10 protein-coding genes are annotated in these 11,074 nt (G+C 67.9%); 6 read left to right on the plus strand and 4 right to left on the minus strand.

From position 1 onward, the window contains the following. Positions 1-32: 32 nt before the first annotated feature. The 3 genes from GONAM_RS02710 (at position 33) to GONAM_RS02720 (ending at position 3,069) form a co-directional block, all read left to right on the plus strand. On the plus strand, positions 33-1,109 hold the full coding sequence (locus GONAM_RS02710; RefSeq protein ID WP_040535162.1) for an AbrB family transcriptional regulator: 1,077 nt from the start codon (positions 33-35) through the stop codon (positions 1,107-1,109). A gap of 48 nt (positions 1,110-1,157) precedes the next feature. Continuing rightward, positions 1,158-2,465: a saccharopine dehydrogenase family protein gene (locus GONAM_RS02715; protein ID WP_006865239.1), complete on the plus strand. Its 1,308-nt coding sequence runs from the start codon at positions 1,158-1,160 to the stop codon at positions 2,463-2,465. Between the two features lie 157 nt (positions 2,466-2,622). Further along, positions 2,623-3,069, plus strand: a complete 447-nt coding sequence (locus GONAM_RS02720; protein ID WP_006865240.1) for an Hsp20/alpha crystallin family protein — start codon at positions 2,623-2,625, stop codon at positions 3,067-3,069. 133 nt (positions 3,070-3,202) lie between these two features. Here the strand turns inward: GONAM_RS02720 and GONAM_RS02725 are convergent, their stop codons facing one another. Continuing rightward, on the minus strand, positions 3,203-4,384 hold the full coding sequence (locus GONAM_RS02725; protein WP_006865241.1) for an EAL domain-containing protein: 1,182 nt from the start codon (positions 4,382-4,384) through the stop codon (positions 3,203-3,205). A gap of 467 nt (positions 4,385-4,851) precedes the next feature. On the opposite strand from GONAM_RS02725, the gene GONAM_RS02730 reads away from it, so the two are divergent. Beyond that, positions 4,852-6,009 (plus strand): GGDEF domain-containing protein, encoded by a 1,158-nt coding sequence (locus tag GONAM_RS02730; protein ID WP_006865242.1) that lies wholly within the window; start codon positions 4,852-4,854, stop codon positions 6,007-6,009. Here the strand turns inward: GONAM_RS02730 and GONAM_RS02735 are convergent. Next, entirely contained in the window at positions 5,958-6,716 is a 759-nt protein-coding gene (locus tag GONAM_RS02735; protein ID WP_040535165.1) for a hypothetical protein, read from the minus strand. The two genes, GONAM_RS02730 and GONAM_RS02735, sit on opposite strands and share 52 nt — an antisense overlap. Positions 6,717-6,888: 172 nt before the next feature. Between GONAM_RS02735 and GONAM_RS02740 the strand changes: the two genes are divergently transcribed. Then, positions 6,889-8,988, plus strand: coding sequence for an Rv1355c family protein (locus GONAM_RS02740; RefSeq protein WP_006865244.1), 2,100 nt, complete (start codon positions 6,889-6,891; stop codon positions 8,986-8,988). Between the two features lie 23 nt (positions 8,989-9,011). On the opposite strand, the gene GONAM_RS02745 is transcribed toward GONAM_RS02740, so the two are convergent. Next, entirely contained in the window at positions 9,012-9,662 is a 651-nt protein-coding gene (locus GONAM_RS02745; protein ID WP_006865245.1) for a PaaI family thioesterase, read from the minus strand. 25 nt (positions 9,663-9,687) lie between these two features. Continuing rightward, on the minus strand, positions 9,688-9,939 hold the full coding sequence (locus GONAM_RS22320) for a hypothetical protein (protein WP_006865246.1): 252 nt from the start codon (positions 9,937-9,939) through the stop codon (positions 9,688-9,690). A 162-nt stretch (positions 9,940-10,101) separates the two neighbouring features. On the opposite strand from GONAM_RS22320, the gene GONAM_RS02750 reads away from it, so the two are divergent. Then, a complete protein-coding gene (locus GONAM_RS02750; protein ID WP_040535167.1) occupies positions 10,102-11,073 on the plus strand; it encodes a 1,4-dihydroxy-2-naphthoyl-CoA synthase in 972 nt (323 codons plus the stop codon). Position 11,074: the final 1 nt, after the last annotated feature.

Genomic DNA, 11,074 nt, shown 5'->3' on the forward strand with positions numbered 1-11,074 from the left:
ACCCGGCGAGGTGCTGCCCTACTGTGGGCACAATGCGTCGCTGGACATTGCTGGCCCTCCTGACCGCGGCCGCGACGCTGATCCTCGAACTCTTCGACGTCGACGCGGCAGCCCTGTTCGCCGGTCTCGTCGTCGCCGGCCTGCTCGCGATCGCCGGTCGTGCACCCCGGCAACGCAACTCCCACGACGACCCCGACGCCCCCATCGTGCCGCGCTGGGCGTTCGTCTCGTCCCAGGGCGTGCTCGGCGTCTTCATCGGGACGATGGCCGACCCGGAGACGATCAGCGGCCTGGGATCGTCGTGGTTCCCGGTGCTGGTGATCGGGATCGCGACCCTCGCGATCTCCGTCGTCTGCGGCGCCCTCCTCGGATTGCATCGTGACGTCGACCCGCTGACCGGTTCGCTGGCCCTCGTGGCCGGCGGCGCCTCCGGGCTGGTCGCCCTCACCCGTGAGTTCGGCGGGGACGAACGGATGGTCGCGGTCATCCAGTACCTGCGCGTCGCTCTCGTCACCGTCACGATCCCGCTCGTCGCCTCCCTCGTCTTCGGGGCCGGCGAGAGCGCGGTCGAGGTGGTCCCGGCGTCGTGGACCGACCAGGCGTGGGGCCTGTTACTGCTCGTCGTGTGCCTGGGTGTCGGCATCCCCGTGGGACGTTTGCTACGCCTCCCCGCCGCCGGGTTGCTCGGCCCCCTCGCGATCTCGACGGCGGCCGAACTCACCGGTGTCGCCGGCGACGCCGCGGTGTCCCCGATCCTGCTCACCGTCGCCTATGCGCTGATCGGGTGGCAGGCCGGACTCGGGTTCACCATGGAGCGTCTGCGAGCGATCGGCCGCGTCCTGCCGCATGCGCTGGCCCTGATCCTGGCCATCGGCCTCGGGTGCGCGCTGCTCGGTGTCGCGCTGTCGGCCTGGACCGGCGAGTCGATGTTCGACTGCTACCTCGCGACCACCCCGGGCGGCATCTACGCCGTCCTCGCGGCGGCCACCGGCGCGGGCGGCAATGTGGCCTACGTCGTCGCGGCGCAGATCCTGCGGGTGCTCCTCATGCTGTTCGTGGCACCGTTCGCCGCGCGTGCCGCCTCCCGGCGCAGTGGCCGCGCGAGGTAACTGACTCTCCGGTCACATGTGACCCGCGTCCCACGTAAAGTCGGAGAGATGAGCGGGGAATCGAACACCGAGACAAACTCCAACGACAACCAGTCCGCAGCCGGGTCGCACGGCCGCGAGTTCGACGTCGTCGTCTACGGCGCCACCGGCTTCGTCGGCGAGATCACTGCGCGGTACCTCGCCGACCACGCCCCGATCGGCACCAAGGTGGCGCTCGCCGGCCGCAACGAGTCCAAGCTGACCCAGGTCCGCGAACGACTACCGCTCCGCGCCCGGGACTGGCCGCTGATCGTGGCCGACTCCAACTCGCCCGCTGCGCTCGACGCGATGGTCGCCCGCACCCAGGTCGTCTGCACGACGGTCGGCCCCTACCTCAAGTACGGCGAGGCGCTCGTCGTCGCCGCGGCCACCGCCGGGACCGACTACGTCGACCTCACCGGCGAGGTCCCCTTCGTCCGCTACTCCATCGACAAGGCACACGACACCGCGGTCGCCTCGGGCTCGCGCATCGTCCACTCCTGCGGCTTCGACTCCGTCCCCTCCGACATCACCACCTACGCGCTCTACAAGAAGGTCGCCGAGGACGGTGCCGGCGAGATGACCGACACCACGCTCGTGGTGAAGTCGATGCGCGGCGGCCTCTCCGGCGGCACCATCGACTCGATGCGGGTCATCGCCGACGAGGCCAAGAACTCTCAGGCCCGGCGCCTGATGCTCAACCCGCAGGCCCTCTCGGGCGGCCCCGGTGAGGTCCCCCGGGTCAGCCTGTCCGACGAACCGAGCGACCTGTCGATCATCAACGCCAAGAAGGTCGACCCGTCGCTGAGCGGCACGCTCGCCCCGTTCTTCATGGCCGCACACAACACCCGGATCGTCCGGCGGTCGAATGCGCTGCTGGACAACGCCTACGGGTCGAATTTCCACTACGCGGAGACGATGAACGTGGGCGGGGTCCCGGCCTTGTCGACCCTCGCCGCCGGCGCGGTGGCCGTGGGCACCGGTGCGTTCATGGGCGCCATGAGCTTCGGCCCCACCCGCCGCCTCCTCGACCGCGTCCTTCCGAAACCGGGCGACGGCCCCAGCGAGAAGTCCCGCAACAGTGGGTATTTCGTGGTCGAGACGTTCACCCGGACGACCACCGGCCGACGCTATCGCTCACAGATGCGCGCGCAGGGCGACCCCGGATACAAGGCGACCGCGGTGATGCTTGCCGAGAGCGCCCTGGCACTCGCGCTCGACCGCGACCGTCTGCCGGCCCGCACGGGCGTCCTGACGACCGCCGCGGCCATGGGCGACGCCCTCATCGATCGCCTCCGCGACGCCGGATTCACCATCGACGCAACCGAACTCGGTTGAGCCGAGGCGGCGGACACCGCCCGGAAATTCGTTAGCACTCTCTGCCCGAGAGTGCTAGACGAGTGCGGAATCCGGTGCTATCTTCGGTGTCAGTACAGCGTTGAGCTGCTCGCCGGACGAGTGGCGGGCAGCCTTGTTAGACAGGAGGTGAACTGCTGTGCTGCGTTTCGATCCGTTTTCCGACATGGATGCCTGGGCCCGGGGCATGCTGACCGGTTCGGTTGCCGGAACCGCGCGTACTCCCAAGTTCATGCCCTTGGACCTCTACAAGGTCGACGACCACTACATGCTCGTCGCCGACCTACCGGGCGCCGACCCGGGCTCGATCGACGTGAGCGTCGACAACGGCGTTCTCACGTTGTCCGCCCAGCGATCTGCCCCGTCCGACGAGGGCGTCGAGTGGCTGGCCAGCGAACGGTTCTCCGGAACCTATCGACGCCAGCTCACCCTCGGTGACTCCATCGACAGTGCCGGCATCTCCGCCCGCTACGACAACGGCGTGCTCACCGTGACCATCCCGGTGGCCGAGAAGGCCAAGCCGCGCCGTATCGAGGTGGAAAGCATCAAACACCAGCAGGCGATCGAGACCGGGACTGCCTCGTAGTCCGAGAAACCCTCTCCCCGAACATCATCGGGAACGACACCGACGGGCCGGTGCGCCGGCGACGGCGCGCCGGCCCGTCGGCGTCCCGGGCCCTGAGTCGTCCTCGGCCTTACGGTGCCATCGCCTCGACGGACTACTGTCCCGTCCAGGAGGCCAGCGGTTCGGGCCGGCCGAAGAAGAATCCCTGCGCATAGTCGAACCCGAACTCCGTGAGCACTTCCAGCACATCGTCGCTCTCGATTCCCTCGGCCACCATCCGCAGCCCGGTGGCCGCTGCCATCTCCGAGATCGCCCGCACCACAGCACGATCGGAATGACTGTGAACCAGCTGGGCGATCAGGGTGCGATCGACCTTCAGGACATCGACGGGCAGATCACGGACGTAACGAAGGGCCGAGAAACCGGCGCCGAGGTCGTCGACGCAGATCGTGCACCCGAGGTCGTGCAGGCCGTTGACGGTGCGGGCCGCCGACGTCTCGAGCCGGATCACCTGATCCTCGCGGACCTCGATCCACACCCGAGACGGCTCGACGTGGTGGTCACGGATCAGACCGTCGATGTAGCGGACGAGGCCCTCGTCGGAGAGCTGCTGTCCCGAGAGGTTGAGCGAGACGAAGGCCTCCTCCCCCGCCATCTCGGAGATGTCGCCGGCCAGATCCCGGATGGCCTCCCCGATGGCATGCCGTCCGATCGGCGCGAGCAGTGAAATACCCTCGGCGACTGCGAGGAATGCATCGGGAGCGAGAACCCCGGATTCGGTGTGCCACCGCAGCAGCGACTCGTAGCCGACCACCCGACGGTCCGCCATCGCGACGATCGGCTGGTAGAAGACCGAGAAGTCGCGCTCCACCGAACGGGTGAGCCAGGCCGCGAGGTCGACCTCCGCGCTGATCTGCCGCACCATGCCGGGGTGCGCGAACTCGACGTGCACCCGCCGGGTGAGGGCGACGCACAGAGCGGCGTCGGCGTGCCGTACCAGGTCGGTCTCGTCGGAGACGGCGCGGAGATCCGCACTCACGGCGACGCCCATGCAGACGTCGAGGAAGGCGCTGCGGTCACCGTCGCTGACCGTGTGCGCACCGAGCTTGCGCCGGGCCGCGTCGATGAGCGCATCGTGGCCGCCGTCGTCCGCGGAGAGGGAGATCAGCCACTGCAGGTCCGACCGGCGTTCGAACCGGGCACGCGGACTGATCGGCATCAGGACCTGCTCGACGAACAACTCGGCGATCGATACGGCGGACCGGTGCCCGTAGGCGACGACTGCGCGATGATAGGGGTCGACCGACACCGCGATCACCGTTGCGTCGCGGTTCAACGCTCCATCATCTATCTCGTCCGATCCCCCCGGCCGCGGCATGATCGCCACGTCCCGCCGTGGGCGAGACTCTACTCGCAGACCGCTCGGTTCGAGCGACGACCCGCGCGCCGAATCACGCTCGAAGAACCGCGGATTCGGTCGGAGGATTTCGTCCGCGTCGAATGGTGTCGACAATCACGCCGGCGAGCACGCGCGACAGCCCGGCCGTAGAATTCCGGGTCTCGGCATCCGCCGGCGCTGTTCGCCGGCACTCCTCCCTTTTTTCGAGATCTCGGCAAACAATTAGAAAGGCTACAAAACCACTGCTAAGGTGGCTGCAAGTCCTGGGTGCGACGCCACTCAGGATTCGTTCGTTCCGGTTACGATTTTGTATTCGTAAAACCCATGTTCGGAGTATCCGTGACCGCGTGCGCGGTCATAGCGACGGAAAGCGGTCCCGGCGTATGGCCTTGATCAGGAATGTGATGCGACGCTACGACGCGCGCTCCATGGCAACGCTGATCAGCACCGGTGGCGTTCTGCCGCTGCCTCTCATCGCTCTACTCGCGCCCCACACCATCAAGCCGGGCAAGATCATCGTCCTGATGGCCATCTGGTCGTTCATCGCCCTGATCTTCGCCTTCACCGCCCTGCGTCGCCGGTTGACCGACCCGGAGTTCGCTGCCCTCGGCGGATTCGGCATCGCGGGCATCGGCGGCACATCGTTGATCCTCGCCGATCCCCTCACCGCAGCTCTGGTGCTGGCCATCGTGGCCGTCATCCCGGCGATCGGCGCGATCTCCGCCTCGCCGCGGCTCATCCTCTCCCACCTGGCGGTCGCCAGCGCCTGCGCAGCGCTGGTCCTCGCGATCCTCGCGGACTCCGTGCCCACCTTCCTGATCAGTTTCGGCGCGATGTTCGGCATCATCGTCGTGCCGGTCTTCCTCGTGGTGGCTCTCCGGAAATCGATGGAGGCCGTTCTCGACCAGCAGACCCGCCTCTGCGGGATCGACCCGCTGACCGGCCTGCTCAACCGTCGCGGTTTCCTCATCCGGGCATCCCAGTTGCTGTCGGCCGCGCGATCCTCGACCGGATGGATCGGCATCCTGCTGCTCGACGTCGACCACTTCAAGCGGATCAACGACGAGTACGGGCACCTTGCCGGCGACGGCGTGCTGCTCTCCGCCGCGGCAGCCATCCGCGAACAAGCACCGGTCGGTTCCGAGGTCTGTCGTTACGGCGGCGAGGAGTTCCTCCTCTTCCACGTCGTCCGTGACAAGGAAGAGCTCTGGCGCAGCGCCGAACGTCTGCGTGCCGCCGTCGCCGCGACCGCACCGGTGACGATCAGTGTGGGAGGTGTCTGCGCACCGCTGGTGTCCTCGCGGGACGGCAGCGCCCACTCGACCGATGACGTCATCGGCAACCTACTCGGCCGCGCCGACGAGTGCGTCTACCGGGCCAAGGAGAGCGGCCGCGACACCACGGTCATCGACACGATCGACCCGATCGTGTGGAACGACGGCACGCTGAGCGCCCACGCCGCGGAGGACCCGCCGGCATCGCCTCCGTCGGCGAGCCTGTACGAGGTCTTCTACCAGCGTCCCCCGGACTTCGTCGAGATGGAGACGCGGGGTAGGAGCTGAGCCGCGCCCGCGGCCTGCAGGATGTCGGCTTCCATTCGCATCCGTCGCCACGTCTCGAGAGTGGTGTGTTCGCGGATGCGGGCACGATCCCACCACATGAGGCGCGTGCGGTACCGCTCGTCGGGGAACGGGGTCGGCGGCACGGATTCGTCGACGCGCCCGCCGCCCGACTGCCAGCGCCGCAGAACGTGATCGGCCGCGGTCGCCATCATGTGGTCGGTCCCCGACATCTCCATGATCACCAGACCCAACCGCGAGAGCTGCCCGGCCACCGACCTCGCGATCGGGGAACGCTCATCCACCCAGGCGGTCTTGACCTCGACGATCCCACCGGCGAGGCGCGACTCGATGGCGTTCACCAGCTGCACCTGACCGGGCTGGCCGGCCCACTCGACCAGCGCATGCGACTGGGCCGCCGCACCGAACCTCGGCTGGACACGTAGGCCACCCCGGACCTGGTCGGTGTCGTCGAGGACCGCGAAGAACAGCGCCGTTCCCGCACCCGAGACGACCTCGTCGTAGTCGAGAGCGGCCGCACAGCCGTGCCGTTCGTAAGCGGCGGCGGCCCCGTTCAGATACCGATCCCACAATGCGCTCTCACGGCCGGGTGCGGCCGCGACGACCGTGTACTCCGACCCTGCTTCCTCGGCGGTGCCACGCAGAACCCCCGTTCGCACCACCTCACCGGCGGTTCTCATCGTTTTCATCGCAGGATTGCGCCTTCCGAAATGGAGGAATTGGTTGCAAGATCTCCCCTGACCCCGCGTGTAATGTTGCCACAAGAGCGTTTTTATGCAGGCTCACGAGCGCCGTTTCCTCCCGGATTCGGCACCTGTCGACCCGGTTGGCGACGCTCGGTCGAGTAGGCCACGATGAGGTATGCCCTCCGTGCCGGCCACCACCGCCGTCCTGTACTCCGAGTCCGAAGTCCCCGATTCCCTGTTCGACGACGGCTCGCTCGACGTGACCGACCTGACGGCGCAGACCACCCGCGCACTCGCCGAGATCCTCCCACCGGTCGACCCGGCACTCCTGACCGAAAAACCCCGTTTCGCATACTTCCCGTGGCGAAAATCCCTGGTGAAAATCCCCGGTCCACTGTCATTTCGTCGTCTTCGCCTGGACCGCAACCGGCATAAGCTGACCGCCGCGGATCTCGATGCCGCGGCGAAACTGCGCATCGGTGTCGTCGGATTGAGCGTGGGTCACGCCATCGCCCTCACCCTGACGCTCGAGGGATTGGCCGGCGAATTACGCCTGGCCGATTTCGATGACCTCGAGCTGACCAATATGAATCGAATTCCGGCGACATTGCTGGATATTGAGACGAACAAAGCCGTGGTCGCTTCTCGTCGGCTTTCTGAAATCGATCCCTATCTGACGACTTCGGTGTTCTCCGACGGCATCACCGCGGAGAACATCGACGAATTCCTCGATGGACTCGATCTCGTCGTCGAGGAATGCGATTCCTTCGACGTGAAGGTGCTGGTACGGCACCGTTGCCGCGAGCTGGGCATCCCGGTGCTGATGGAGACGAGCGACGGCGGGACCCTCGACGTGGAGCGCTTCGACCTCGAGCCGGATCGCCCGTTGTTCCACGGCCTCGCGGGCGACCTCCGCATCGAGGACCTCGTGGGGCTCGACCGCGCGCATCTGACGCCGCTGGCCGTCAAGGTGCTCGAGCCGGCTCGGGTCACCGCGCCGATGGCCGCGTCGGCGATCGAGCTCGGTCACTCGGTCACCGCCTGGCCTCAGCTGGCCGGCGACGTCCTCCTCGGTGGGGCGACGGTCGCCGCCGCGGTCCGTCGCCTCGTCCAGGGCAGGCCGCTGCCGTCGGGACGCGTGCGCTTCGATCGCGACGCCTGGCTCGACGGCCTCACCGATCCCCTCGACCGTGCACACGACAACGCCGGCACGGCCGACGAATCGACAGACCAGCTTCCGGTCGAGGAGATGTCCGACCTCGAGCTGATCACGTACGCGGCGAGCCGTGCCCCGTCGGCGGGCAATCAGCAGCCGTGGCAGATCATCGCCGACGACGACTCCGTGACCATCGTGCTGGACCGCTCCCGCACGTCGACGCTCGACATCGAGCATCGGGCCTCCGCGGTCGCGGTGGGTGCCGCCCTGCACAACGCCCGCGTGGCCGCGGCGAGTCGCGGCGTACTCGACGACCTCGAGGTAGTCGCGGACGATCGGACGGTCCTCGGACGGGTGCGGCTCAAGGGTCTCGGTGCGGGCGTGCACGCACCCGAGTACGAGCGCGAACTCCGCACCCTGCTGGCGCGGGGCACTCGGCGTGGACCGGGAAACGGATCACCGCTGGACGACGACGATCTGATCCGTCTCGCCGACGTGGCCGACACCGAGATCACCCGGCTCGTACCGCTCACCGACCGCATGCGGATCACGACCTTCGCCTCGATCGCCGACCGCTCCGACCGGGTGCGCTTCCTGACTCCGGAACTGCACCGCGAGATGTTCGCCGAACTCACCGCCGACCCCGCGGACGGCGCGGGGATCGACATCGCCTCCCTCGACCTGCCGCCGGCCATGGCCGGGATGCTCGACGTGCTCCGCCGCGCCGATGTGATGTCCCTGCTCGACGAGTGGGGCGGTGGTGCCGCACTGGGTGCCGACGCGGCGGCACGGGTCACCTCGGCGTCGGGAATCCTGCTCCTGGTCCAGCGTGGACGGACACCGGCGGACTACCTGCGGGCCGGCCTCGTCGTCGAACAACTGTGGGCGGCCGCCGAACAACTCGGCTACGCCGTACACCCCGTGACCCCTGCGTTCCTCTATGCCCTCGACGACGCGACGGCTCGCTCTCTGTCGAGCAACCACGGCGACGTTCTCGCCGGTCTACGTCGTGAGATGGACGAGCTGTGTCCGGTCGCCGACGACGAGGCCGTCACCATCGTGCTCCGGGTGTCGAGGTCGGCGTCGCCGACGGTGCGCAGCCGTCGGCTCCCCGGCTGACCGAACCGGGTTCGACAGCCCGGCTAGGCCTGGCCGGGCTTGAGCTTGATGAACAGGGCGTCCATCTCGGCGCACAACCGGTCACCGTCGTGCATGGTGCCCTTGATGAAGACCTTGCGGCCCTCGATCCTGTCCGCCCAGGCGCGCACCCGCAGCGGGGTGTTCAGCGGGGTGATCGAGCGGTACTGCACGTTCAGGTAGGCGGTGCGGCTGACGTGCTGGATCGCCACGGCCGAGGCGTAACCACCGAGGTCGTCGAAGGCGACGGCGACATGTCCGCCGTGTGCAGCGGCGTTGCCGCCGAGATGGAAGTCGCGGAAGACCAGTTCGGCGACGACTCCGTCTTCGGAGGCCTCGACGACCTCGTAGGGCGGAAGGGTGATGTTGCCGCGGGACGGCAGGTCGACGCGGGTACCGGCAGGCGAATGCCATTCGTCGATGCGAACCTTGGCCAGGCGCTCGTTGACCGCGCTGAGGTGCTCGATGAGTTCGTCGACGAGCTCGTCGTCGGGGCAGGCGTAGCGCGCGTTGTCCATCAGCAGACGGACCTGTTCGCTGAACTCGCCGTACCGCGGGCCGCCGCGCTCGGTGGTGATGGCCGCATGGGGCCGGAAACCACCCTCGTGCGGGTCTTCCTCGACGATCTCTACAGCACGGTCGTTCGCTTCACTCACCGGTCAACCGTATAAGAAGACCGATTCACGAGCCGGACTGGTGCTCCCCCTGGCCACCCGGACGGTGCCGGTCGGAACGACGGTGCGAATCGAGGTCGACGCACACACCGTGGCGCACGAACCCCTGTGACGTACCGGGGACGAAGTCGGGGACTCCGCGCGGCCCGCGCTCCTTCTCGTCTCGAAGCCGTACCGCCCGCCCCACGATCACCGCGACCACCGCGGCGAGTACGCACCAGCCGGCCACTCCGACGACAATCCACCCCCAGGTGTCCATGGGTACATGTAAGCACTGCGAACTGGGAATTAGCTGAAAACCCCGCATCGTATACGGTTCGCGCGGAAACCGAACTCATCAGGACCTTTGATCCACTTCGGACGCCCGCGCACCCGGCGGACCGCCGTGAGCCCGGCCGTCTGTGATCACTACTCTGAGCGCATGAGCGCGACCGACGACACCAAGACCGCCGACCAGCCGTTCGATCCGGCCCAGTGGACCCCGGTGCCCGGGTTCACCGACCTCACCGACATCACCTACCACCGGCATGCAGGTGAGGGTCGCGAGAACGGCATCGTGCGGGTGGCCTTCGACCGACCGGAGGTCCGCAACGCCTTCCGCCCGCACACCGTCGACGAGCTCTACCGGGTGCTCGACCACGCCCGCCGCTCCCCCGATGTCGGCACGATCCTCCTGACCGGCAACGGCCCGAGCCCCAAGGACGGCGGGTGGGCCTTCTGCAGCGGCGGCGACCAGCGAATCCGCGGCCGTTCCGGGTACCAGTACGCGACCAGTCACGACACCGACGTCGTGGCCGCGGGCGCCGACTCCGTCGACGAGGCCCGGGTCAAGGCCGAGGGCGGACGACTCCACATCCTCGAGGTCCAGCGACTCATCCGCACCATGCCCAAGGTGGTCATCGCGGTGGTCAACGGATGGGCGGCCGGCGGCGGCCACTCACTGCACGTGGTGTGCGACCTGACCCTGGCCTCCGCCGAGCACGCCCGGTTCAAGCAGACCGACGCCGATGTGGGCTCCTTCGACGCCGGCTACGGCAGCGCCTACCTCGCCAAGCAGGTCGGACAGAAGTTCGCCCGCGAGATCTTCTTCCTCGGCGAGGCCTACGACGCGGAGACCATGCACCGCATGGGCGCGGTCAATCGCGTCGCCCCGCACGCCGAGCTGGAGAACACCGCCATCGAGTGGGCCCGCAAGATCAACGGCAAATCACCCACCGCACAGCGCATGCTGAAGTTCGCCTTCAACCTCACCGACGACGGCCTCATGGGTCAGCAGGTGTTCGCCGGTGAGGCGACCCGCCTGGCCTACATGACCGACGAGGCCGTCGAGGGCCGGGATGCGTTCCTGGAGAAGCGCGATCCGCGCTGGGACGACTTCCCGTACTACTACTGAC

It is taken from the genome of Gordonia namibiensis NBRC 108229 (assembly GCF_000298235.1).
In the GTDB taxonomy this organism is placed as follows: Bacteria; Actinomycetota; Actinomycetes; order Mycobacteriales; family Mycobacteriaceae; genus Gordonia; species Gordonia namibiensis.